This is a genomic window from Planococcus circulans, from assembly GCF_020023385.1.
GTDB lineage: Bacteria > Bacillota > Bacilli > Bacillales_A > Planococcaceae > Planococcus.
In genome coordinates this window covers 1-25,307 of the sequence record NZ_JAIQCL010000017.1, presented here as the reverse complement: position 1 = coordinate 25,307, position 25,307 = coordinate 1, and the positions used below count along the sequence as shown (strand labels likewise).

Below are 25,307 nucleotides of genomic sequence, written 5' to 3'. Positions count from 1 at the left end.
AAAAACGCCTTAGTCTCAGAATTAAAGACTAAGGCGTTTTGATTAACCTTTTGATTTATAAAGTTCTAAAATTAACTCAAATTGTTTTTTCTCATCTTTTAAAAGATTAGCAGACATATATTCTTCAATCATTATGTCCAACAAATCATCGATTGTTTCTGCTTTGTTTAAACTAACCAAAGCATTTAATTTATTTCTTGTTGATTTTCTTACTCTAACACTTGTCGCTTTTCTTTCTGAAGAGGCCGCTTTCTTAATTTCAGAATTTTGGACCGGTTCTGCAACAACTCGTTCAGTTTGTTCAACCGACTCCATTTTGAACTGGTTTGTTGGAGCAATATTTGGCCCACGATCCAATAACTTCTTTTTCGGATTTTTATTTAATAAATTACTCATCTTATATATTCACCCTTTCAAGTTCAGCATTTAGCCTTGAAATAAATTCTTTTGCAATCTCTTTATAACTATCATGCACTTTTCGATCATGCATATCGTAATCAGTAATACCAGTAATGTCAAAACGTTTTAAACGCTCCATGTTTTTGACGACAATTTTGAAAAGATTTTCTTCCCCAAAGATATTTCTAGCATTCTCTAGTGTAGCCAAATCAACAGCAGCTCCATTTTTGAGTAAAACAGGAAGGATACCAATAATATCTAAATCAGCACCATATTCATCAATAAGAGATTGCAAATATGTAGTAAATACCTCTGCACCTTGTAAACTACGTTCCTGAGTTTGCAAAACTACCACCACATAATCTGAAGCGTAGAGCGCCGAGTCTGTAATAATTGATATGGTCGGAGGAACATCTATGAAAATAAAATCAAAATCATTTTTAAGCGGTCCGATTAACTTTGAAAAGTATTGGACCCGATCGACTTCCTTAGGGAACTTTTTCTCCAAGAATCTCGGATATAACGCAAAATCGCTAAAGCTTGGCAAGAGAAACAGGTTTTCTTTTATTTCTGTAATAATTTCTCCTAAATTTTCCTCTTGAATAGCCGTCATTAATGTCTTTTTAAAACTTACGATTTCACCGGAAATCTCGGATTTAGTTTTAAGATATAAACTGGTAGCATTCGCTTGTGGATCTTGATCACTTAATAAAACCTTATAACCCATATTCGAGAGTGCATAGGCAATCATAGTGCTATTCGTCGTCTTTCCAGTTCCACCTTTAAAATTTCCAAACGTAACTACTGTTGCTCGACCTTTACCTTTCATCTTCTCATCTCCCTTATTTAAATTATACTTAAAATTGGTATAAACTGTTTTCGCTACTCATATGCAAGTATATCACTGCGGAAAAGTATGTACAAAATATTTTATTAAATTCTGTGAATATGGAAGTTCATTTGATAAGACACAGCATTTTTAATTCAATAATCAAGAAAAATTGAGGTTAATACTATTTTAAAAGTTTCCTTCAGTTGCATACCAATATGCTAGCATATTGGTATATTAGCATGCCAGTATATCAGCATACGAGCATGCAGACATATTGGTATGCGCGTATACATTAGTGTGATGTTCTATAAGTGGAGAAAGGAGAGTTTAGTTATTGAGAAAAGATATAAATTTCCTCTTTGATATTAGATTTGCTTTGGAATTATTCTCTTTGCAGAAAACTAAATAGACATGAGAAGGTGAGTCTATATTTCTTTTGCTAAAAAAGAAGTGTCTAAAACCCTCAAATAAACTAATAAACTTTACTCTTTAATTTCACCGAAGAATCATGGTCATTAGTTTATGAAATTCCATTTACTTTTACTAACAAATCCCCATACCTAACTCAAGTAGAAATATCTACTTGAGTTAGGTATGGGGATTTGATGTAATTTGCTTAAAGTTTTAGTCTATCGTATGCTAGCATACATGTATATGCATATGCCAGCATGCGTATATCTGATAGTGATTATAAAAGGCTTTAGATTCTATATCTAATCTTAAATTTGAAAGTATAGGATTTTAAAGTAACTCACTCTATTAAAACTACATATAACAGAAGAATAGAATTTAATTGAGTTAACAATTATAGAACAAATCAAAAGGGCTGAGAATCACTTCTCAGCCCTTTTTCATATTCCTTTATAAATCTGGTGAAAACATGAAGCCTTCTTCTTTTATATAAACCTTTTTATATTATAACTTACTCATTCTTCAAACATATCATGGTCAAAAAACTCCGATAACGTCATTCCGAAACCGTGAGCGATTTTTTGGATTGTGCTAATCCGTGGAAACTTCGATCTGCCAGCCATGATTTCCGAAATCGTAGATTGGTTGATGCCTGAGCGTTTAATCAATTCATTGGGTGTCCAGCCTCTTTCTTTCAGTAGCTGCTGGATACGATTCGTTACGGCCTCATCAATTTGCATACAATACCTCTTTTCATTCCCATTCTATTCGATATTGTGGATTTTCAGGAGCATCAAGGACCCACCCTTCACTCCGAAATCTTTAACTCAAGATATTTTAACATCAATAGACAGAAGCTACCAATGGCAATAAGACCTTTTTGAAGAAAAAAGAACAAAAGTTAAAAATGATTACATAGTCGTTATTGTATGAGTGTTTTTTCCTAGTACTTCAAATAATTTATTTTCTGCTAAAGAAAAATCTATTACTTTCCCCATTGATATTCAGCCTATTTCACTTTAAAAACTGTGAAATCATTTTTTCTTTATATCCTATTCTTAAAGCTTTCACGGACTTTAGTATCAGTATACTGTTTTATTTATCAGTATACTGTTGAAATAATATCAGCATGCTGATAAACTCGGACTAATCCATTGGGACACTCACGACTCGTTGAAAGGAGGGAGGAGATGCCCGTATGGTTTGGCGACTGGATCAAGGAACAACGGAAGGCACTCGGCATTTCCCAATCCGAGTTATCCGACAGGACCGGCAAACAGATTCCGCAAAGCACCATCAGCATGTGGGAACAGCGGAAGAACGAAAACCCTTCCGCTCAAAATGTCCGGCTTTTGGTGGAGTCATTGGGGATGTCCATGCAGAACTTTCCCTGGGAACATGTCCGGTTCAAGGACAAGACTACGGAAGCGAGGTGTAATCAGATGGCAGAGCGGTTTTATCTATACGACTTAGCATCGGCATCCAGCTTAAGAACATTCGAAGGAAAGACATACGAATTGAAAGGGGCTGTCGGCGTCGAGACGGAATCCGGAGAAGTTCGCCACATCACGGATCTCTACTACCGCACACGGTCGGTGATTTCGGACAAGCGACTGTTGGCCAAGCGAAAAAACGCCCAGGACGAATTGCAGAAAGTAAAGGGTATCAAAAAAGTGAAATGAGTACAGTAGCACACCCTTAAGAACAGTAAGCAACACAAAGGACAACTTTATAGTGCGTGTCTGTCGCAACTGGCAACTTGCGGTATGGATATACGACGAGATGGTTTGGCCAGAGTCTCCTAAAACTGGCTGTTGTTCTGTTGCCAGATTCTAGTTCTGGGTGTGCTAAAAACCCTGTGCGCTGCAGCTATAAGCTGCAGAGAGTTAGCGAATGAACCTGCTATAAATTCGCCTACCCTTACTGTTCTTAAGGGTGTGCTACTACCAACCAAATCGAAAGGCGGTTTTAGGAATGGCAGCAACAAAAGAACAAAAAGAACTGAAGACGAATGCAGAGGATCTCCTAGCCTATAACGGCAAAGATTACGATGACTGGTTAGAGGAGAAGCACCGGGAAGTGATTTCCGAAAACATTCCGCTGTTGATGAACCTCTTAAAGAAAGAACGAAAAGCCGCCAGTCCTGGCTCGGCTTCACAAAACTAAGTAATTAATAGCAGGGGAGGGTTTTAAATGGATGGATTAATCGAGACAGGTCTAGCGATATTGGAATGGGCGCAAAGATTAGGCTTAATCGCCGCGGCGATTGCTTTTTGTGTGGGCGGTTTCTTTCTAATACTAGGAGGCGATCGTGGACGACCAAAAGCGATTGGCTTTTTTATTGGAGCAGCGGCAGGGTTGGTCATTGTGATGGGTGCCTACGGTATTGCAGAAAGCATTGACAGCAACATTAAATTTTAATAAGCACAAAGGAAGAGCCGCTCCGGAATGAGTGGCTTTTTTCTATTAACCGGCTAAAGGAGAACTGCTACATGTTGAAGATATTATTTGTGGGCGCACCAGCTGACGCAATACCGAATCACGAAAAACTCGATTTTGGCCAAGCGGTTGCGTTGACACATGAGTTGGAATTGACGTATCGCAACGAACAGCGAGAAGCAGCTGCGGAGTTTTTTGTGATTGGCAAAGACGGCCTTGATCTCTATAAAGGGGCGTTCAACTTCGGATCCTATGATTACCCGAACATTTATCACCAAATCAAAGACAAGGCAACAAAGATCCGCGTGGATAAAGAAAAGCAGGCCGACAAGCTCTTTTTGCTGGAACAGATTGAAAAGCTAACGCCGGAAGAATTCAAGAAAGAAGAAACGATCGACCGGACGTTGATCAACGTCGACAAAGATCGCATCTCCCGATTGAAGAAGTGGCAGCGGGTCACGGTCTACTCGTTGGCTGTCGCCTTAGGAGCAGGACTGCTGCTCTTGGGGGTTTCGCACTTTCTCCAGAAAGCTCAGTACGAAGAAGCCTTAGAGGAAGGACGCAGTATTGTCAGTCAGCAGGAAGAAACCATCGAAACCTATGAGTACGGTCTTTTAGGAGAAGAGGCAGAGTTCCTGAAATCCCTCGAAGCAAAGGACGAGCTGACCGAAAGCCAAAAGCGGATCTTGGCTAGTCTTTACTTAGAAAAGGACGAATTCGAGAAGGCCGTCCAGATCATGAAGGATACTGTGTATGTGGAAACACTCCTACTGAAGAATCCTCAATTGGACAAAGAGGAAAAGATCAAGAAAATCAACGCGTTCAACCAGCTGTACCCGACGAACGAAGCCCGTTTCGATCTGGCCTACTATGAAGCCGATTACGAATTGATGATGAACATTCCTTCCATTAACATGACGGTCGAGCGTTCTGAAATGAAAACCTATGGTCTGCTGAAGCTTGGGAAGGTCGAAGAGGCAAAAGTAGAGCTAAACAACAACAATAGTGAGGAGCTGAAACAGAAAGTCGATTTATACGAAGTGCTGACAGCCGAAATCAAGACGCTCGAAACCAACTTAGCGGATGCAAAAAAAGACGCTAAAAAGGACGACAAGGCAATTAAAGGTCTCACTACTGAACTGAAAAAGAAAAAAGATGAATTGGCTGCACTATAAAAGAGGGGGCATGTATCGCGAGTTCCTAAAGGAGGAAGCTAGCAAATGGTCAATGAGAGATTTATGTATTACCTAAAGAAGGTTGGGATTCCGTTGTTGCTCCTGGCAGTATCGTTCGCGGTCTTTTTCTTTTTACTGAACTTCCTCGTCAATCTGATGGTCGAGGTCTTCCAGAAAACACTCGGTACCGAAAGTCTACTGGAACCGGAACCCATCCAGCTGACAGCATCCATGATTTACAGTGTTCCTTATCTAGGAACTGCATCCATCGTCTATGGTGTGCTGTGCCTGGTTTCATTCGTAGCGGCTGCCGTGATCGTCTTCAAATACGTCACGAACTATGGCCAAATCAGGAAAGAACAGAAAGGCAGCGCCCGCTTCACCACGTTCAAGGAGATCCAGCAACAGTACCGAGATGTCCCCGAAAAAGGGGAGCGGTTCAAAGGGAGTGGCGGTGTGCCGGTGGGCCGCTACAAAAAAAGTCTCTTTATCGACGACAGCCCGGTGAACAACATGGTGATCGGGACCACGCGAAGCGGGAAAGGGGAGACGTTCGTGTTCTCGGCCATCGACATCTACAGCCGCGCAGAACAGCAAGCCAGTATGATCCTGAATGATCCGAAAGGGGAGCTCTATGCTGCTTCCAAAGATACGCTCGAAGGGCTTGGCTATCACGTCGAAGTGCTAAATCTTATGAATCCGATTCAGAGCATGTCCTACAACTTGCTGCAGCTCACCATCGATGCGTTCATGGAAGGCAACTTTTCGTTGTCGCAACAGTACGCCCGCTCCGTGGCCTTTATGCTTTATCACGACCCGAAAGCGAAGGATCCGTTCTGGGCGAACTCGGCGACGGATTTGTGTACTGCGTTGATTCTGGCGTTATGCGAGCAATGCAAGCACGAGCGGGAAAAAATCAACATGTACAACGTGGCGTTGATGCTCTCGGATTTAGGGACACGGACAGTCAAAAACAAAGCCAAAGAGGAAGTCAGTGCCCTAGACGATTTCTTTTCCAAATTTCCAGAAAATCATCCAGCCAAAATGCAATACGCCACCATCAACTTCTCCGGAGGCCAAACCCGAGCCAGCATCTTAGCCAACGCCAATGCCAAACTCGGTGTCTTCACGCTGGACGGTACGGCGAAGCTGACATCCCGGAATTCATTCGATATGTCGAAAATCGGATTTTCACGTTGGATCAAAGGGAAAGCTGCTCCAGACACGCGAATCCATGTGACGTTCTCCGATAATCAAACCGCGACCATCCGAACCGATGCGGATGGCATGTTCACGCTATTCCATAAGAACCCGTTAAAAGTTGACGATTCCTTCACCATAACCGTCGGCAAAGAAAAAACGGTGGTGAACATTACCGGACTGGTGAAGCGGGAGCGGAAAGATGGCCAGCTGATTCACGAAGGGCTCCTGGAATATGAAGTGGCGAACGGGAACGTCGAGATTCAAGCCATTATGGAATTCGACAAGCCGACCGCGGTATTCATGATTGTGCCGGATTACGACGCCACGTTGAACGTCATTGCGTCCCTTTACGTTAAGCAGGTCTATACGAACTTAGCCCGCATCGCCTCAAACTCAGAAGGTGGCAAATGCCATCGAGAAGTCATCTTCATCCTGGACGAATTCGGGAACATGCCCGCGATTGAAGGCATGGCTAATATCGTGACGGTCTGCCTGGGACGGAATATTCGCTTCAACTTGGTCATCCAGGCGTATGCCCAGCTGGAAAACCTGTATGGCGACGATTGGAAGACCATTGACGGGAACTGCGGGAATACACTCTATCTGTTGACTGCGGACGAGTCCACGGCGGAATTAATTTCCAAGAAGCTCGGCGATGAAACGATCCTCACGAAGTCCCGCTCTGGCCAGACGCTATCCATGAGCAAATCCAAAACAGAGAGCGTGGATTCCAGGAGGCTGATGACTGCCACGGAAGTCATGGGCCTGAAAGAAGGGGAGATGATCGTGATCCGCATCATCAAGCGGCAAGACAAGGAGCGGAAGCGAATCAAGTCCTACCCGATTTTCTTGACCGGCAAAACCGCGCTGAAGTACCGCTGGGAGTATCTATCGGAATACTACAACACCGATAACTCCATTAATGACATCGATATACCGTGTGAGCATTCCATGACGGACCTGAACCAGCTGCGTGCTTCGTTCCGCACCAACAACTTTGCGGATAACTTGAGGAAGCAAGAGGAACAAAAACAGTTGCTAGAAAAAGAGGCTGCTGAAAGTTCGGTAGACATCGCTTCGGTCAAACAGAAAAGCAGCGCTGCGAAGCATCAAAAGCGAAAAGCGAAAATGCAAAAAGAGACGGCGTTTAATCAGTATGTGAATGAACACTACAAAGTGGAGCAGCTCTTCAACAGCACATTCCTAAAAAACATCGACAATGAACACCCGGAACACTACCTGGACATGGGCATCGTCGACTTCCGGGAATTCATCTTGGCCAACACTCACCAAATCGAAGACAAGTTCTGCTCCGTGATCTTAACGAAGATAAACGGCGTTTTAACGAAACTAAAAGAAGAACAGGAGCGTGTAACCATATGACTGAAAAATTGGAGCTGCTGGACCGCTATTTGCTGTCTCGCGAAGACCGGCTCGAAGCAGGGGATGTCTTAACCGTTAAATTGTTGAATGGCTTGTTGACTGTCTATAAAGAGGAGGATTTGGAAACCGGGAAAAAGAAGCAAATTACGTTAGTTGAAGAATTTGATGATCACCTGGACTTCGAAGTTCAGGATTTACTTGTAAACCAGTCCAACAACTTTTAAGAAGGAGGTCGTTGCAAAATGAATTATGCTGTTTCTTTTGTCTACCAAAGTGATGATTTCGAAATATCAGTCGGCACCAACCACGTATTTGAGGCAAAGAATAGACAAGAGGCGATGGAAAAAGCCACAACCCTTCAGCAACTATCGGATTACTTCACGCCTTATTACGCAACAGCGAAAGAAGATATTGTGTTTGATGTGATTGAAAACGAGTACTTTGACCACGTATTTATATTCGAGTACGAGTTTTACGATGAAACCAAAGGAGATTATCAATCCATGACGTTGGATGACGGAAAGGTTTTATACCCTGTGATGAACCCGGCTTGTTATGTTAAGTTAGATAGAAGCACCTTTCTTCAACGCTTCAAAGAACATTACCGCAACAAAGAGGTAGTGACTTTTGGTTCCATAAGTTACGGAGTGGAAGAGACCAGCGCAAAATTAAGGTAAATATATCAAAGCAGTATCAAAATTGTATCTAGGAGTGGGTTCTATGAAAAAAATCGGTGTTCTGCTGGCTCTTGTCCTGATGTTGAGCGGCTGTAGTGAAAAGGAATACTTCAAACAGATTTATCTCGAAGACATGAACGCATTCATGGAAGAAGGGGAGAGCGGATTTATTCTTGTCGTGAATGAAAACGATCAAGACTTCCAGGAGTATGTAAAGAATGTAGCTAAGAGTGAAGAAGTTGAAATCGGCATGTACAACGTCTATGAATCGGAAAAAGGAGCGCAAGACAATCGCCCCGTAGTGCCATTTGATGGCTTTGATACATTCAATGAGCTATATTATGTTGAAAATAATGAGGAAAAGGGAAGTTTGGAAGTAACCGCTTATGAAGATATGCGACTTACTGAAGAAACCAAGCATTTCGTAAATCTTCATAAATAATTTCCGTCGGATTGATAAGGAGTGACGCTACATGAAAGACGGGGAAATTGTAAAGAAAATTGAGGAATTTGGTGAGTTTCTAAGCATCGGCACCGCAGTTAGCGATATGGTTCGCTGGTTGGGGTGGGTGTTTATCAAAGGGCTTGCTTTTATAGTGGATGGACTCGAAAGCGTGACGGACGACGTGTTGCTCGTCAAACAATTCTTTCAGAATCCAGAAATTGCGGCGTTCGTTGACACGATACGCCCTTTTTTGTACATTCTTTTAGCGTTCAGCTTGGTGTATACCGGTTATTTGCTAATCATGCAAAAGAAATTCGACCGGGAAGGCATGGCTTTGAACTTGTTTATCGCTCTGGCAATCATTGTGGCCTTGTCCCAAGGGATGGGTAAGGCCAACGAATTTACCGACGAGGCCATCAACTCCATCAATACGACGGAATTGTACGAGGAGGGAGAAGGTTCTTTATCTGCCAACATCATTTCAAGGCAACTCACGGATGTATTGGAGTTTGATAAAAATGGATGGGAAATACCCGAGCTCAATCCACCTAATACGCTACCGCTTTCCATGATTGGTCACCTGTCAATTACGGAAAAGCTAGATGAGAAACGAAAAGAGTTGGAAATTACACCAGAAGGAAAAGACATTATATCGCATAAATTGACATGGTCAACGAGCGAAAAAGAATTAGTCGAACTGGAAGACAGCACGTTGATGCCTTGGACGAACGAATTTTACTACCGCTACGACATCAACTGGCTTACATTGCTGACGACGTTGGCCGTCATGGCGTTCACGCTTTTCTCAATCGCATACAAACTGGCCAGGCTGTCTTTTGAATTAACGTTCAACTACATCCTGGCCTTACTTGTGGCTCCGGCCGATATACATGACGGACAAAAAACAAAGAAAATCATGCAGTCTATCTTGAATACGTTTCTTGTCATCATCTTGATTTTTCTCTCGATGAAGATTTACATGATCGGAACAGCCTATGTGGCAGCTGAATTGGAAGGGTTGGCGTATTTGATTGCCTTAATCGCCTTCTCGGTCGCCGTTATAGACGGCCCGAACATTGTGGAACGGTTATTCGGCATTGATGCCGGCCTCAAAAACGGCTGGGGCGTCTTGGCTGGGGCTTATGCCGGCGGCAAATTGATTTCCGGTGCCAGTGGAGCCGTAATGAATACCATGAACCGCTCTGGTGGTTCCCGTGGGCCTGGTGACTCTGAAGAGGGGGACGGCCAAGGTAAGAACGCAGCCGGTCGTCCAAAAAAGAATGGATCAGCTACCGAACAGGCCGCATCACCTAACGACGGAAAAGGAAAAGAAAGAGCCCAAATGGGAGTGGCTTCCGGTGGAATTGCGACTGGTTCGGCCGTAGCTGGGGGAGTTGTCGCTAATAAAGGCACCCATGAAGGGATGGATGAAAAGAAAGACAGTGAGAAAAAAGGAGATGTTCCTTCTCCGAATGATGGGCTTGAGCTTACGAAAGGACATGTGAAGGGAAGTACAGAATTGAACGGACCATCCGGAAACGGCGACGCCGCTCCTGAAATTACCCATTCAGATAAAGCGAGTTTGTCGGACAACGGAAAAGGGCCTCAGGAGCCCTCACAAGGCATGGAAACATCCGGAGGACGCATCCCTTCACCAAATGACATAGAACACGACGATTTTAGTACTTCTGGAATCGGTACGAGAACAGCTAGCTCAAGCGTTTCTGCACCATCACCAAACGATACAGACCGTCCGGGCGGCAGATTGTCGGCGACTCCCGCTGCAGGCAGTGTCCAAAATGAACAGCTGGAACAACGGACAAACGGCCCCACGGATCACGAGGTCGAAAGCATCAACGAACAGACGGAAGGTAATACGGCCATTCGTGACAGCTCGGTTGGAAGTTCCGCTTCAGGTCCACGTGCTGCAGCCAGTCCAAATGTCGGAAACGCAGCAGCTCCTTCTTCAGCAGGAGGACAAAGCCGCAATGAAACCGGCAACGGTCCTTCAGGGCGTCAGCAAAACACGACCACCATCACCCGCTCCGGCGGTGATCAAACCATCGATGAAAATGTCGTGGTGAACGAAACACAAGACAACACTGCGCAAGGAACCAATAATGTGACTTCGAATACGAGCGGTGCTTCTGGGGCGAGCGGATTCACTTCCGAAGTGCCTGCTGATTCAGGCGCTTCGTCTACATCAAGCAGCGGATCCAATCGGACGATTAATCAAGATAGTACTTCTCGCGAAAACATCTTGAATGAAACAACGGTCAACCGGAATCATCAGCAACATACACAACAGACCGACAGAACCAGCGTGAACGATATACGGCGACCGCGAACGCATAATCTAAACCAAGAAAGCTCAAACACATTGGATCGCATTAAGAATTACCGGAGAGGGAGATAGCTGCTTGCAGTTGTCTCTTTTTTCGTTCCTAAAGGAGTTGGCATCAATGAGAATTTACCAAATTCCGAATGAAATTACGACTGAATTGAAAATTAACAAAGCGCTATACCTGTTTGATTTGTTTCTGATCATCGGATTGATCGTTTTCCGAATGATCGCCTTACCGTTCGTACATTCATCGCTGGTCTGGCCATTTACCGGATTTTTGATTCTGTTCGGGCTCTTCTTGATTATCCGGCCCACTACGAACCCACAGAAGCGAATGAATCAAGCCATCCTATATGCCATGGTTCGAAAAAAAGATACGTACAGTGCGATTGACTACGAGGAGGGGGAATAAAGATGGCTCTATTTGATGAAACGACGAAACGCGCAACATCCAAAAATAGAACCGCCTTGCTGGACGAGCGGGACATGGCGGCCGAGCGGAAAGCGCACAGTACAAAGAAGAAAGTCCTGTCCTCCTTTGCGGACATTTCACCAATTGTTGACATCACCGATTCCGAGTTCTTTGAAATGCGGAACGGCGAATTCATGGAGATTCTTCAAATCACCAGCAAGGACATCTATTCACTAAACGATACCGATAAAGACAACGATATCTATTCGCTCGCACACTTTTTCCAGGCGTATTTGCCTTCCGTCAAAGTGATTCCGCTCAATACACCCGTCAATCTGGAGATACCGAAACGGCAGGTCATGCGGGACATCCGGCGAAACCAGAACCCGTATTACCTGCCGCATCTGGAAAAGAAATTGCGGGACCTGGAGTTTCTCGAAAATAACCGAACGGACCGGGAGTTTTTTCTGTTCATCTACGCAAACGACGAAAAGGCCATGCTGGAGAACAAAGTCCATGCGCGGAAGCTGATGGTGCGCAGCAACCCGCTCCGTGAATTATCACTGGAAAAGAAACTGAGCATCCTGTACCAGTTGGCCAACTTGAATTCCAAACCACTATCCGACGTATAGGAGGACACGACATGCTGAATTTTTTAAGCACCATACTGAAACCGAAGAATGACGAGGAAGTGAAAGCGCAAAAAGGATACAACCCTTATCTGCTGTCGAAAATCCAACCGCAGGGCGGCATCAAATTCGAGAGCGGTTACGTGAAGACAGGGGATGGCTACGTGTCCTGCATCCATGTCTACAAATACCAATCCCTGGTCGGTGACTTCTGGCTCGAAGAGTTAATGCGGATTGAAGATGCCGTAGTCACACTGGATGTCGCCACAGCGGATAAGAAAGAGATTATCGAATCCATCAACAAATCCATGGCCGAACAAAATACCCGCTACCAAACGGCGAAGGATAACGTGGACCGTATCGATGCCAGAGCCAGTTACGAAGAGCTCGATGGGGTCTACAAGCAGATCACCAAAGGGGAAATCATGAAACGCATCCATCTCCGGGCTTATGTAAAAGCCAAGACATTCGAAGAGCTGGAGCAGCGGGTGAGACACGTACTGGATGAACTGGAAAGCCTCAACTTCCGCGGATCGGTCTTGTTGAACGAGCAGGATTATCTGTGGTCCGGCATTTTTGCCAGTTACGATAACCAGTTGCAATTCATCAACAAACGGAAAGGCAAGGAGATTCAAGCCCTGTCGGTTGCCGGCGGCTATCCGTTCCATTACACCAGCCTGACAGACGAGCACGGCACTTATTACGGGACCACCGAAACTAATGGCAGCGTCGTCTTTGATCTCTTTCACAAAGACAAAAACCGCAAGTCCTATAACGCGTTGATGGTCGGGAAAATGGGCTCCGGGAAGTCCACGTTATTGAAAAAAACGGTGATGGACCAAGCGAGCAAAGGAAACAAAGTCCGCATCCTGGACGTAACCGGCGAATTCAGAAACATCGTGGAAGAATTGGGCGGTAAAGAGATTGCCCTGGACGGATCTCGTGGCATCATCAACCCGCTCCAGGTGTTCAAGACAGTGACGCACGAGGAAGATGGGACAACAAACGAGATACAATCCTTTACGCAGCACTTATCGAAAATGAGCGTGTTCTACAACTTCATCAACCCGCAGGCAAGTGCAAATGAAAGTACGGAGTTTGAAATTTTGCTTCGCAAACTCTATGTCGAACGGAAGTTGTGGTCTAGAGATCCGGAAGAGATCATTCCGATTACTCAATTCAAAGCGGAGGAGTACCCGACATTTTCAGACCTTCTTTTTCTAGTAAGGACGGAATTGTACAAAGACTTTGACCAGCAAATCCGGCATGAGAATTTAGCCCGGGAACGCGAGCTGCGCCTGTCGAATATCGAGTTGTCGTTGACGAACCTGGTCGACAACTACGGCAGCATCTTTGATGGCACGTCTTCCATTGAAAGCTTCGATGATGAAGGAATCGTGTCGTTCCCGCTCCGGAATCTAACCAACTTGAAATCGGAAATCTACCAAGCGCAGATCTTCAGCATTCTCAATATGTTGTGGGACAGCATGATTTCAGAGGGAGCGCCGCAGTTCAATGCCTACAACAAAGGAAAGCTGGCTTTTGAGGATGCATCGAAATTCCTGGTCCTGATTGATGAAGCGCATCACCTCATCAATACACGCGAAGTTTCCCAACCCGCGGTGCTGTACTTGAACAAATTCATGCGGGAAGCCCGGAAGTATTTCGGCGGTCTTTTCTTCGCCTCACACCTTATTTCCGACTTCGTGCCGGACGGTTCCAACAACGAATACGCAGAAAACGTCAAAGCACTGTTCGACTTGACGCAATACAAATTCATCGGGCAGCAAGACGCCCAATCCTTATCGGCCATCCAGAATGTATTCAAGGGACAACTGACCGAATCGGAGACGCGGGTCATTCCACATCTTGAAACAGGGAAGGTCGTTCTTTCCATCTCGGGTGATCAGAACATCGTCTTTTCCGTGGATGTATCGAAACGGGAACTGGCGATGTTTGGTGGGGGTGCATAACATGCCGGAGCCACGTTCAAAAGCTCAACTAGCCAAGACCGCTTTGAAATTAGCGTTATTGAAATACAATCCGATTGGCTTGCAAGCTAAGCTGATCATTGCCGGTTCCGCTCTGGCAATCTTGATTATCTTGATCTTCACCGCAGGGCTATTCTCCATGTTCTCTAACTCTGATGACAGCTCTTCTGGAGTTGGTGTCGGCGTCGGTCCGGCATCCGTTTCTCCAGAAGTTGCTCAATACCGAGATGCCATTTCGAGTGAGCTTGCCAAGTATGAGATGGAAGGACAGACCGAATTGTTGCTGGCGTTGATGATGCAGGAATCTGGCGGGAAAGGAAACGATCCGATGCAAGCCAGTGAATCGAAATGCGGTTCAATTGGCTGCATTACCAATCCAGACGAAAGTATATCCCACGGCGTAGAGCATTTCGTTTCTGTCTTCAAAAGTGCCAAGAAAGATGTGAAATTGACGCTGCAAAGCTACAACTTTGGGAGCGGCTTTATCGATTATGTATTGAAGAATGGCGGTGCCTATACGAAAGAGCTGGCCATTTCCTTTTCGCAATTGCAGTACCAGAAATTAGCGCACACTGGCCTTTATAAATGCAGTCGTCCGGAAGCGATACAGCACAATGCCTGTTACGGAGATATCGGCTATGTAGAAGCGGTGCTGAAGTATCTGCCATCTGCCCGCGCCGGAAGTTCAGCAATGATTGCAGGAGACATGGCCGCTCCTGTCAGCAATGCCATGCGCGTCACTTCCAATTACGGATGGCGGAACATCGGAGCTGGACCGGAACATCACGACGGCATCGACTTGGGTTGCAGCGAGGCTGATTCCATCCATACAGTGAAAGATGGCACCATCGTCTATGCCGGCACGTATGGCGGATATGGGAATGTCGTCACCGTTCAACACGCAGCTAATTCATTCTCTACCTACGCCCATTTAAGCCGCATCAGTGTTCAGGTAAACCAAAAGGTCGAGGGTGGCAATCAAGTCGGCATGTGCGGCAATACCGGACGTTCCTTCGGCTCGCATCTACACTTTGAAATCAAAACCCAGATGTGGGGCGGCTATATGGATCCCGCTCCTTTCTTATTTAAGGAGGCCTAATGAATGCAATTTACAACAAAATCATTGCTCATTCTTCTCTCTTTTCTTCTAGCCATCTCATTGGCCGCTAATGTCTATAGCTTCACTTTAGATGATTCGGCGGACCGAGGAGCTATCGATACATCAAAGAAGACGGAAGCAGAATACGAAAGTGAGTTAGTAGAAAAAGAGAATACGATTGCATCACTCCAGGAAGAACTGGACGTAAAAGAAGTCACTGCTCCTGATGAGAGCGAAGAAGTGAAACAAACAGATTCAGAAGCCGGAACGGAACCGGATGAACTCGTCAATACCGCTCAACGCTTCATTGAATACGCGTTTGAAAGTGATCCTGAGTCGTATACAACACGAAAGAAATTAGCGCTTAACTATATGACTGGGAGCCTGTATGAAACGTTGTATCCTGCCGATGGGATGGATGGAAAACAGCAGAAAATAGCGGTTGAAATCAAAGAGGTAACTGTTTTTGCGGCTGGCCGGAGCGAAAATGAAGCCATTGTTCATTACACCTACAGCGAAGAAATCCTTGCTTCTGGATACGCAGAAGAAAAGGAAATGTATGCAAAACTCGTGTTTACAGCAGAAGGAAATCTCTTGAAGGTCGCTGATATTCAACCGCTTGAAAATGAATACGGGGGGATTTAGATGTCGAAAAAGAAGAAAAAGAATCTAAAGCTCAACATGTCGAATCTGTATATCGCGGTAGCTTTTCTGTTCATCCTGGGCTTCGGCTTTTTCGGAACCTCGAAGCTGTTTATGGCTGAAGACATTCCGATCAACCAGACCGAACTGAACGAAGAATTTGATTTGCGGGCAAATGGAAAATTCACGATAAAAGAATGGGCATACGATAAAGAACAAAACATGATGGAAGTCACGCTGGTGACAAACGGCATTGAAGATTACATGACCCAGTTAGATTTTACCGCGGTCAGCAGAGAAAAACTGTCTGCCGAGCTGCCGATAGAAATCGTTTATGACGAAAGCGATATTTACATCATTCACATTAAAGACGTTCCGAAGGAGTTCAACCAGATTGCCCTTCGGTTCAATAAAGGCGAAAAGAGTTACGATGAGTTGTTTGCTGAAGGCGAATCGGATGAAGAAGAAAACAAAGTAATTTCCACCATCTACACGGATCAACGAGTAGTCAAAGAAGAAGCGATACCTGACCGGAACTTTACCGAATATGCGCTTGAAATCAACGATGAACTAATCGAGGAAGCGGAGCGGGACATCGAAGAACTGGAAGAGAAAAGCCGCATGATGGACGATGTCATTGCGGAGATTCGTACAGAGATTGAACAACTGCAGTCGGATCTTTTGTATCAAACTGTTGATGAACAGGTCGAAACAAATAACGATGTTTTCCAGTTGGAGAAGCGCATTGAAGACTACGAGCGGGACCAACAAACGATCAGCGACGATGCCAAAAACATTCGCGCAAAAGCGGAACGCTTGAAACAAAAACAATACGATTTGAACATTTAACGGTGATTTTCACCTGTCTCCACGTGGAGACAAATGGGTGTTTTACGTGCCTCCACGTGGAGGCATATCGCCCTTTTTCGCGATATCACTCAAACCCCAGGCTCCGCCTGGTCTAGCACTGAAAGTGATAGCAGATTTCCCTTATGCTCTTTCTCTTCCCACCACCCGGTATTGGACTATCTCAGTAATCACATATGCACTTACCAAAGGAGGTTTTGACATGGATCTTTTCATTCGGGATGTAGATCCCCACGCGGTCAAAAAGATTGATGAATGGGCCAAGAAAAAGAAGATGTCGCGTCAAGTTTACCTAAAAGAGTTTATTGAAAAAGCAACGATGCTGGAAATGATTTCGAATGCGGACGATAGTTTTGAGAAGCAGCTCCAAGTCAATACGCTGTTCCTGGAGAAAACATCCGACAGTCTGGATGGATTGGTCGACATTCTGAAGGAGTTGATGATCGATGACGACTAGACCGGCGGTTGTCATCAAGTCAAAATTTATCGCCGGTAGTAATGGCGGGACCTCATTTAACAACTACTTGAATTACATGGATCGTGCGGAAACGCATGACAAAGTGAATGATTTTGAAAAGTACCAGGACTACATGAGCAACCAAGAGAAGTCGACCGGGCTCTTCACGTTGATCAAAGACACTCTCAACGATGAGGACAAGGATTACTACAAAGATGAATTCAAAAAAGCACAGGCGAGCGGCAGCATTTTGTGGCAGGATGTCATTTCTTTTGATAATGAATGGCTGAAAGAGAGCGGCGTCTTGCATGAACAAAACATCGACACGAAGCAGATTCAAGATGCCACTCGCTCCGCCGTACAGGACATGTTGAAGAAGGAAGGCATGATTGATTCAGCCATCTGGACAGGAGCTATCCATTACAACACGGATAACATTCATGTCCATGTCGCCATCGTGCAGACAAAGAACCTTAAGGAGCGGGGGAAACGGAAACAAGGCTCCATTGATTCCATGAAATCGAAAGTGGCCAATAAAATAATAGACCGCTCCAAGCATAATGAAAAGCTCAATGAATTTATCCGAGAGCGAGTCATCACTTCCAAGCGTGACGATCCGTTCCTCAGTCTGAAGAATCAAGTCATGAACCGCGAGTTGGTCTGGCAGTTTAAAAAGATCCACAAGCAGCTGCCGGATGACAAACGAATGTGGCGCTACAACATGAACGCCATTCAAGAAGTCTGGCCAGAGATAGACAAGCTCACGACTCTATACATCGAGAAGAACTTCAAAGAAGAATTCAAAGACTTCCAAAAGCAATTGGAGAAAGAAGTCGACATTCATAAACGCATGTATGGGAACTCAGCCAATTCAGAGCGGTACCGTGAAACGAAAATGACGGATTTGTATACACGCATGGGCAACACCATCCTCAAAGAAGTGAGCGACTACGATTGGAAACAAAAAGAGTTTTCTAGAAAAAACGGCAAGAAGCCGAGCAAGTTTATTGTTCAGCGCGATCTCAACAAGGCTATCTATTTGGTCAATCGTTTTGCCAAGGATGATTGGGAAACAAGCAAAAACCAAAAGGCTTACGAAGAATTGCAGCAGGAGGAGGAATACGAAAGGTGATTCTTCGTACTGAAAAATAGAAAGAAGGTGGGAATATGGTAGCGCCCTATACACACAATAAAAAACAGTTCCGCTATCGAATTGAACCGGACTCCGATCAATACCTTAAAGATTACGCAGCCGCCAATAATTTGCCGCTGGAAAGTGCTTCACTCGCATTGGAACTGATCATTAAAGAGCACAAACAACTTACTTCTGAAAAAGCAAATATGAATTTAATGTCGCAAGCCATCTCTCATAACGTGACGACTTCTGTGCAAGAAATGATTGAAGCTGGCGTGGCAAAAGAAGTAAACAAAATTCGTTTAGGCACCAACAATACCGACCGCAACACACAGAAACTCATTGAATTGGTCCAGGGCCTTCTGCAGTTACAGAACATCGACCACATCATGACGACGGATATGAACACGCCTCCGTTTTTGAAACAAGTCGATGAGTTGATTGAGTCACGGATCACTGAACAGAAGCAGCGGAAAGACAATCAATAGAAAAAGGAGCGGATGACAATGGCCGTATTTAGCCACAACTACACACTCGGTTTAATCAAGGAAGTGGGAGAAGCAGATGTATTGGTTTCGATAAACGGTGAAGACATTGAAATCGAACTAAAGGAATCGGATCGCGAAGTGCTACTCCATATGATGACAGAGAATGTCTTCTTGGTCCCGGTCGATTCCGATACAAACGAACTCATCCTGAACATGGAAGAGTCGGCAGTGCGCGAAGCGTTTCCGGAAATGGAGTTAGCTGAACTGCTGGGAGCGGCCGAAGAATTCGATGAAGAAGCGTAATCTTTTTTCTAGTAATCAAAAGGAGTGGATGGGGTGGGTGATCGAGTGGACAAAGAAGAAGTTCGAAAAGCCAATGAGGTTCATGTACTGGATTATTTGCATGCGAAAGGCGAGACCTTGGAGCGGCAGGGACACTACTACCGGCATCCGGAACACGATTCCCTTGTCATCAAAGACACCGGGCATTGGTACTGGAACAGCCGAAGCAAGGGCGGATACGGCGCCATCAGTTTCGCCCGAGAGTATTACGAGCTGACTTTCCAGGATGCCGTCCGGGACGTCAATGCACAAGATCATTCGAAGACCTTCTCGCGAGAAGCAGAGCGGCATACCGCACAGGAATTTGACTATCCGCTCCATCAAGAAGTGAAAGGACAGGAAAACATTTCGAAGTATTTGATCAACGAGCGGAAGCTGGATCCGAAAATCGTCGCTGCGCTGATTCGGAACGATTTGCTGGCCGAGGACAAATTAAAGAACGGAATTTTTAAATGGAAAGATTCTGCCGGCAAGATTGTCGGAGGAGATCGGCAAGGCACGGTGAAGATGGCAAACAAGCGCGGCTCCTTCAAACAGATCTTGGCCAACAGCAAAGAAGATGGCGGATTCCGGGTGGACATCGGCTCGCCCAACAAGATTGCGTTATTCGAAAGCCCGATTGACGCGCTCAGTTATTTCGAGTTGAAGCGGCCGGAAAACATCCGCCTGCTGTCGATGTCCGGCCTTAAAGACCAATCCGCCACCGCTGGCATACGGGATTTGATTAAGGATTGCAAGGAGCGTGGGGCGGTCGTAGAACAGGTCATCTTTGCGGTCGACAACGATGCAGCCGGTGAACAATTCGTAAATCGCTGGTCCAATTATCTAACGACTCTTGAAGTCGACAAGCCGAAGAATAAAGACTGGAACATTGATTTGGTGAAAGCGAAAACTCCTGCCAAAGAAAAAGCGGTCGAGATGGAAAGGTGATGGACTGAATGGCCTTCAAAGGGAAAAAGAAAACCCCGGAAGAGAAGATGAAGGAGATTGAAGAGCTGACATCCGGTATGGATCAGCAGATTGAATCGTATTTCGTTTCTGAAAAAGCGATGCGGGAACACCTGGCCTTCATGGCCAACTTCCACAACTACTCGCAACGCAATATGACGTTAATCGATAAGCAGTTCAGGGGAGCCCAGGCAGTGGGCTCCTTTCATTTTTGGAAAAGCAAAGGAGCGGCTGTCCAGAAAGGGGAAAAGGGCATCAAGATATTGGTCCCGACGCCGGTCCATTTTTTCAAGAAGGATGGCATTGATGTGCCAGTCTCCTCCGCCAGTAAGCAAGAACGAGAACTGATTGAGAAGAAGCAACTGGAAACATCGAAAAAAACGTTCTTTAAGATTGGTCATGTATTCGAATACACGCAGACCAATGCACGTGAATTGAATCTGTCCGTCTCTGAAATCTTCGGGAAGTACCACCGGGACGGCAGCCTGGAAAGCAGCAAGGAAATGATGGCCGCGTTGAATAAAGTCGCGCACAAGTTGGATTTCAGCATTGTCGACGAGGCACCATTCGAACTCGGCACGGCCAAAGGAGCAGCCGCTCCGCACGAAAAGATTATCACGTTGAATCCGCGGAATACGGAATTCGAAAACGTCTCTGTGCTGATCCATGAGCTGGCGCACGCGAAGATGCACACGCCGGAACGGTCCAAAGAGCTGTCGACGAACGAAAAGGAGTTTCAGGCGGAAATGGTTTCCTATGTGGTCGCCAATCGGTACGGCATCGATACAGAAGACTTCACGCTTTCCTATTTGGCAAACTGGACACAAGGGACTGAATTGAAAGACAAGGAGCGGTTGCTGAAGGAAGTCCAAAGCACTGCCAGCGAGTTTATTGACGAAATCGATTCGCATTTTGACCAGGTAAAAGAACAGGATCTGCAGCAAGGCAAAGTGGATGATCTTTCCTATAATCTCACGAATCAAGCGTTAAAAGCGCATGAGGCTTCTTCCGGAAACGAATTGGCCAACGAAGAACCGGCGATGTTTATACACGGCGTTAGTAGCCAGTTTAAGCCATTCGGGGAAGTGAACAACCTCGACTTTGATCAATACAATCAAGAGCGGACAGCCTATACTGTGGCCATTCCAAGGGACACGGGCCTTACGCTAGTAATCAGCTCTCAATACGAGAAAGGCGATTACATTCATCCGCTCCATCAGTTAGAGAAGGAGCAGCTGGTGGACAAGGAGACGTTCACCACATTAGAAACTGGCTATCACGATGAATTGCTGAAGCAAGACGATGACTATATCCAATCATTTGCTGCTCGGTTGAGGACAGAAGTTTATAAAGAGGATACTCCCACAGTCGGCAAGGACAAACAGCTCTTCAAAAAAAACACAATCGAAAGATGAAGATGAAAAGCGTCCTCAGAACGGAATCATTCATTTAAATCACATCACATGGAATGGAGTAAGACATAGATGATATTGGATTGTTTGTCTTAAAGAATGGATTCACTTGTCTAAGTTAAAAAACAGTTCACTTCAATCGTCTATTAAACATGAAAGGGCCGTGACTCGGTTAATTAGAGTAAATAGCGGCCCGCTTTATTGTATTAATGAAAAAAGTAAAGAAAAGTTATATTGCTTTGTGTTTATTAGCTGATGGAAAATACGAGAACTAGAAGAACGCTGATTACAGATTACTGAAAGAAAACCGGTTGATGACTCTTCGAACCATGGCCACTCATGACCAGCATTAAATCCAATGCAGACATCGAAGGCAAGTTGCCGATGAACTTTTTAGCACTAAACAAATTATGGAAAGCGAACGCCTGTAACTCATCCTGGATAAACCACTCTGCTTCTTCATTTCCTAATAAGTAGATTCGAACGACGACGTGATCAGCATCCGCATGATAATCTTCTCCAATAATCAATATCCCAATCCCTGCAAGTGTAGGACTGAAAATGGTTGTAATAACCTCCATATTGTCTTCTAATTGTTCTGTAATACTCCTCGGTAATTCAAACAATTTTTCCATCTCATTACTCCTCATCCCTCATAGTTAGATTCACACAAAAGTAGTTCGATGTTCCTTTGTTGTTAACCTGAAATATATCATAAGTTCCAAGAAGGTCAATAAAAAAATTGAATATACACACTAAACAATAAATTTTAACAAAAAAACCCTTTATTTCTCAGATAGTTATAAATTTGTATAGACTTCCATACATGTCGCCTCTATGATTGAATTATCTTACAAGAAATGGGGAGAAAATTTGAAAAAAATAATGATGTTCATGCTGGCATTTGTCCTGTTGCTGTCATTAGCGCCCATGAACAACGCTGAGGCCGCAACGTACAGCGACGTTCCGGTGAATCACCGATTCTATGATGACATCGCTTATTTGTATGAAAAAGGCGTGGTGGGAACCAGTTCGAAGTACGGCGTGGATACACCGATTACCCGGGAATCTGCGGCAATCATGATAGCCAAAGCCCTCAAATTGAATGGCACACCAACGAATACGCCATTCAAAGACGTGCCAGCTTCTTCGCCCGCGTCCGGCTACATTAACTCCGCTGTGAAAGCCGGTGTAATCTCCGGTTACCCAGACGGGACCTACCGGCCAAAAGGAATCGTTAACCGCGGCGAAATGGCCATCTTTATCTCCCGTGCCTTTAACCTAACGACCGAATCGACCAAATCATTTAAAGACCTCAGCCCAACTATGAAAGCCTACCCGTATATCAAACGCATCATCCATGCGAACATTACGGTAGGGAATTTAGATGGGACGTACCGTCCGAATGAGACCATCACCAAAGGACAGCTCTCAGCCTTCCTAACTCGCGCTATGGTGATGAAAGAGACCGGGAACAAGCAAGCGAAGGTCCATTTCATTAATGTGGGCCAAGGAGATTCTATTCTGATTCAATCCGGCAACGGCAAAAACATGCTGATTGACGGCGGAACGAAAGCCCAGGGCGCAAAAGTCGTGTCGTTCCTGAAATCAAAAGGCGTGACCAAACTCGATGTTGTCGTTGCTACGCATCCGGATGCGGATCATATCGGCGGGTTGATTTCGGTCTTGAACAGCTTCCCCGTAGCCAAGTTCTACGACTCAGGGAAAGTGCATACGACGGATACGTACTATGAACTGCTTCAGTTGATTGATACCAAGAACATTGCGTTTGAAGTGCCGAAAGTGGGCCAGAAACTACCATTTGACAGTGTTCTGGGTGTTCAAGTCCTGAATGTGGACTCACAAGCAAGCGACAACAACGATGCATCGATTGTCTTGAAAGCCAAATACGGCAAAGTCAGCTTTTTGTTGACAGGTGATGCGGATGTGGCCATCGAAAATACGATGCTGCCGAAATATGACTTGAAGAGCACGTATTTGAAAGCCGGACATCACGGGTCGAACACAAGTTCATCGGCCAACTTCATCAATGAGGTTTACCCAATGGGCACTGTTCTTTCGTACGGAAAAGACAATTCCTACGGACATCCCCATGAAGAGGTTGTATCTCGATTGACGAATGTGAAATCGAAAATCTATTCGACAGCTGTTTCCGGTGATGTGACGGTAACAACAAATGGCCAAGCACATAGCGTAAGTGCAAAAGCGTGGACGCCACCGACCACGACGCCAACGCCACCACCAGCTGGCACCACAGGCAAGCTGCAGATCGTGAAGAAAGACTTGTCGACGGAAATCGTTTCGATTCAAAACGTTGGAACGACCGATGTGGCAATGGCTGGCTGGAAGCTCGTTTCCGTCCAAGGAAACCAGTCCTTCACGTTCCCAACCTACACGCTAAAAGCAGGGGCGAATGTTCATGTCACCAGTGGACCGAATGCTAAATCAGGCGGCAACTACTTGAAGTGGACCACGGCCAACATGTGGTTGAACAGTGGGGACCCAGCGAAACTCTATGATTCTAAAGGAGCGCTAATCCATGAAGTCAAGTAAATATACACTGGATCGATACGACGAGGAGTTTGCCGTTCTAGTAGAAAAGGGCAATGAATCCCACCAGGAGCTGATCGAGCGCTCCAAGCTGGAAAGCTATGCCAAAGAAGGCGACATTCTCGACGTGGAATGGAATCCGGATGGCTCCTTTAAAGAAGCGTCTGTGTTGCAAGAAGAAACGGATACGCGCAAAAAAGACGTTTCAGATCTCATCGAGAAGTTAAAGAATAAACAGTAGTGAGCAGCCCTCCGCCTTAATCGGTAGAGGGCTTTTTTATTTACCCAAAAAGGATTGCCGGCTCTATTTAAGTGGTATTATAAGAACGTATGTTCTTATAATAATGAGGAGGTGGTCAAAAATGAAGGTGAATAAACACTTGAAACAGGTAGGGGACATTAAGGACCGCGGGATTATCAAGTGGCAGGGAATGATGTTGACCGAGCATGTGGAAATGATACGAGCCTGGTACGAAGAGGATCAGCACGATGCGAAGCCGGACTTGGATGAAACTGACCTGCAGTTGTTGCAGGAAGAACTGGTATTGGCCGCACAATGCAAGTGCCAGGTAAAGATGAAGTCGTGGAAGGAGAAGAAGTTTCATTATCACATTGGAACTATTCGGGAATTAAACGCAAAGAACCGATTAATTGTTTATGAAGATCCTGAAGGATTGCACCGGCTGCCGATAAACGAGCTGATCGGTATCTGGTTAATTGATTGAAGATATTTAGAGTCAGTTATCTTCGAGTAAAACCAAGAGAACAATGGTTATCTTGTCATTAGTGAGCAATTAATCAATTTTTAGAGTGAAGAAAAAACAGCCAGTTCTAAATTTTTCTAATGAATATTATGTTTGTTTCCCAAGTCATCAGGGTTAAGTAAAAGACTCGATTCACCGTATTTTTCAAACCAATTCCCTGCACATGAAGAAGCGCATTGGGGAAAGGTCCTTAGAAAGAAATTAATCTAGTTAGTCATAGTTACGTATTAAGCGACCTGTCG

28 protein-coding genes are annotated in these 25,307 nt (G+C 45.0%); 24 read left to right on the top strand and 4 right to left on the bottom strand.

The features are described from left to right. Positions 1-42 precede the first annotated feature (42 nt). The 3 genes from K8U60_RS18370 to K8U60_RS18360 all read right to left on the bottom strand — a co-directional run bounded on the left by K8U60_RS18370 (position 43) and on the right by K8U60_RS18360 (position 2,382). On the bottom strand, positions 43-396 hold the full coding sequence (locus K8U60_RS18370; RefSeq protein ID WP_223643453.1) for a DUF5388 domain-containing protein: 354 nt from the start codon (positions 394-396) through the stop codon (positions 43-45). A 1-nt stretch (position 397) separates the two neighbouring features. Further along, entirely contained in the window at positions 398-1,228 is an 831-nt protein-coding gene (locus K8U60_RS18365; protein WP_223643451.1) for a ParA family protein, read from the bottom strand. A 929-nt stretch (positions 1,229-2,157) separates the two neighbouring features. After that, entirely contained in the window at positions 2,158-2,382 is a 225-nt protein-coding gene (locus K8U60_RS18360) for a helix-turn-helix domain-containing protein (RefSeq protein ID WP_223643449.1), read from the bottom strand. A gap of 450 nt (positions 2,383-2,832) precedes the next feature. Here K8U60_RS18360 and K8U60_RS18355 point away from each other — a divergent pair, with 450 nt between their 5' ends. The 21 genes from K8U60_RS18355 (at position 2,833) to K8U60_RS18255 (ending at position 21,733) form a co-directional block, all read left to right on the top strand. After that, positions 2,833-3,324, top strand: a complete 492-nt coding sequence (locus K8U60_RS18355; RefSeq protein WP_223643446.1) for a helix-turn-helix domain-containing protein — start codon at positions 2,833-2,835, stop codon at positions 3,322-3,324. Between the two features lie 292 nt (positions 3,325-3,616). Then, positions 3,617-3,808: a hypothetical protein gene (locus K8U60_RS18350; protein ID WP_223643444.1), complete on the top strand. Its 192-nt coding sequence runs from the start codon at positions 3,617-3,619 to the stop codon at positions 3,806-3,808. A gap of 27 nt (positions 3,809-3,835) precedes the next feature. Then, a complete protein-coding gene (locus K8U60_RS18345) occupies positions 3,836-4,063 on the top strand; it encodes a hypothetical protein (RefSeq protein ID WP_223643441.1) in 228 nt (75 codons plus the stop codon). Positions 4,064-4,134: 71 nt separating this feature from the next. Continuing rightward, entirely contained in the window at positions 4,135-5,256 is a 1,122-nt protein-coding gene (locus K8U60_RS18340) for a hypothetical protein (RefSeq protein ID WP_223643439.1), read from the top strand. Positions 5,257-5,301: 45 nt separating this feature from the next. Then, complete coding sequence (locus K8U60_RS18335) at positions 5,302-7,842, top strand: VirD4-like conjugal transfer protein, CD1115 family (protein WP_223643437.1); 2,541 nt, start codon at positions 5,302-5,304, stop codon at positions 7,840-7,842. Then, positions 7,839-8,066: a hypothetical protein gene (locus K8U60_RS18330; protein ID WP_223643435.1), complete on the top strand. Its 228-nt coding sequence runs from the start codon at positions 7,839-7,841 to the stop codon at positions 8,064-8,066. The genes K8U60_RS18335 and K8U60_RS18330 overlap by 4 nt, the downstream gene beginning before the upstream one ends. An 18-nt stretch (positions 8,067-8,084) precedes the next feature. Beyond that, positions 8,085-8,519, top strand: coding sequence for a hypothetical protein (locus K8U60_RS18325; RefSeq protein WP_223643433.1), 435 nt, complete (start codon positions 8,085-8,087; stop codon positions 8,517-8,519). Between the two features lie 43 nt (positions 8,520-8,562). Further along, positions 8,563-8,961 carry a hypothetical protein gene (locus K8U60_RS18320; RefSeq protein WP_223643431.1) on the top strand — a complete coding sequence of 133 codons (399 nt, stop codon included), beginning with the start codon at positions 8,563-8,565 and terminating at the stop codon, positions 8,959-8,961. Positions 8,962-8,992: 31 nt separating this feature from the next. Then, complete coding sequence (locus tag K8U60_RS18315; RefSeq protein ID WP_223643429.1) at positions 8,993-11,380, top strand: pLS20_p028 family conjugation system transmembrane protein; 2,388 nt, start codon at positions 8,993-8,995, stop codon at positions 11,378-11,380. Between the two features lie 46 nt (positions 11,381-11,426). Beyond that, entirely contained in the window at positions 11,427-11,720 is a 294-nt protein-coding gene (locus K8U60_RS18310) for a DUF5592 family protein (RefSeq protein ID WP_223643426.1), read from the top strand. Between the two features lie 2 nt (positions 11,721-11,722). After that, the gene (locus K8U60_RS18305) at positions 11,723-12,352 is read left to right on the top strand and encodes a hypothetical protein (RefSeq protein WP_223643424.1); all 630 of its coding nucleotides are present in this window, start codon (positions 11,723-11,725) and stop codon (positions 12,350-12,352) included. Positions 12,353-12,363: 11 nt separating this feature from the next. Continuing rightward, the gene (locus K8U60_RS18300) at positions 12,364-14,322 is read left to right on the top strand and encodes a VirB4 family type IV secretion system protein (protein ID WP_223643422.1); all 1,959 of its coding nucleotides are present in this window, start codon (positions 12,364-12,366) and stop codon (positions 14,320-14,322) included. 1 nt (position 14,323) lies between these two features. Next, complete coding sequence (locus tag K8U60_RS18295) at positions 14,324-15,439, top strand: lysozyme family protein (protein WP_223643419.1); 1,116 nt, start codon at positions 14,324-14,326, stop codon at positions 15,437-15,439. Between the two features lie 3 nt (positions 15,440-15,442). Next, positions 15,443-16,084 (top strand): hypothetical protein, encoded by a 642-nt coding sequence (locus tag K8U60_RS18290; protein ID WP_223643416.1) that lies wholly within the window; start codon positions 15,443-15,445, stop codon positions 16,082-16,084. Further along, positions 16,085-16,930 carry an AAA family ATPase gene (locus K8U60_RS18285; protein WP_223643413.1) on the top strand — a complete coding sequence of 282 codons (846 nt, stop codon included), beginning with the start codon at positions 16,085-16,087 and terminating at the stop codon, positions 16,928-16,930. It begins immediately after the preceding gene. Positions 16,931-17,150: 220 nt separating this feature from the next. Beyond that, the gene (locus K8U60_RS18280) at positions 17,151-17,405 is read left to right on the top strand and encodes a hypothetical protein (RefSeq protein WP_223643411.1); all 255 of its coding nucleotides are present in this window, start codon (positions 17,151-17,153) and stop codon (positions 17,403-17,405) included. Beyond that, positions 17,395-18,537: a MobP2 family relaxase gene (mobP2, locus tag K8U60_RS18275; RefSeq protein WP_223643409.1), complete on the top strand. Its 1,143-nt coding sequence runs from the start codon at positions 17,395-17,397 to the stop codon at positions 18,535-18,537. Before K8U60_RS18280 ends, mobP2 begins: the two co-directional genes overlap by 11 nt. 35 nt (positions 18,538-18,572) lie before the next feature. Next, the gene (locus K8U60_RS18270; RefSeq protein WP_223643407.1) at positions 18,573-19,028 is read left to right on the top strand and encodes a hypothetical protein; all 456 of its coding nucleotides are present in this window, start codon (positions 18,573-18,575) and stop codon (positions 19,026-19,028) included. Positions 19,029-19,046: 18 nt separating this feature from the next. Then, entirely contained in the window at positions 19,047-19,331 is a 285-nt protein-coding gene (locus tag K8U60_RS18265; RefSeq protein WP_223643405.1) for a hypothetical protein, read from the top strand. Positions 19,332-19,364: 33 nt separating this feature from the next. Further along, a complete protein-coding gene (locus K8U60_RS19125) occupies positions 19,365-20,300 on the top strand; it encodes a DUF3991 domain-containing protein (protein ID WP_223643403.1) in 936 nt (311 codons plus the stop codon). 8 nt (positions 20,301-20,308) lie between these two features. Beyond that, positions 20,309-21,733 (top strand): ArdC-like ssDNA-binding domain-containing protein, encoded by a 1,425-nt coding sequence (locus tag K8U60_RS18255; protein ID WP_223643401.1) that lies wholly within the window; start codon positions 20,309-20,311, stop codon positions 21,731-21,733. A gap of 290 nt (positions 21,734-22,023) precedes the next feature. Here K8U60_RS18255 and K8U60_RS18250 read toward each other — a convergent pair whose 3' ends face one another. Further along, positions 22,024-22,365 carry a hypothetical protein gene (locus K8U60_RS18250; protein ID WP_223643399.1) on the bottom strand — a complete coding sequence of 114 codons (342 nt, stop codon included), beginning with the start codon at positions 22,363-22,365 and terminating at the stop codon, positions 22,024-22,026. 238 nt (positions 22,366-22,603) lie between these two features. Between K8U60_RS18250 and K8U60_RS18245 the strand changes: the two genes are divergently transcribed. The 3 genes from K8U60_RS18245 (at position 22,604) to K8U60_RS18235 (ending at position 25,026) form a co-directional block, all read left to right on the top strand. Beyond that, positions 22,604-24,304 (top strand): S-layer homology domain-containing protein, encoded by a 1,701-nt coding sequence (locus K8U60_RS18245; protein ID WP_223643397.1) that lies wholly within the window; start codon positions 22,604-22,606, stop codon positions 24,302-24,304. Further along, positions 24,291-24,542, top strand: coding sequence for a DUF3006 domain-containing protein (locus K8U60_RS18240; RefSeq protein WP_223643395.1), 252 nt, complete (start codon positions 24,291-24,293; stop codon positions 24,540-24,542). The genes K8U60_RS18245 and K8U60_RS18240 overlap by 14 nt, the downstream gene beginning before the upstream one ends. 121 nt (positions 24,543-24,663) lie before the next feature. Next, the gene (locus K8U60_RS18235; protein WP_223643393.1) at positions 24,664-25,026 is read left to right on the top strand and encodes a YolD-like family protein; all 363 of its coding nucleotides are present in this window, start codon (positions 24,664-24,666) and stop codon (positions 25,024-25,026) included. Positions 25,027-25,307 lie beyond the last annotated feature (281 nt).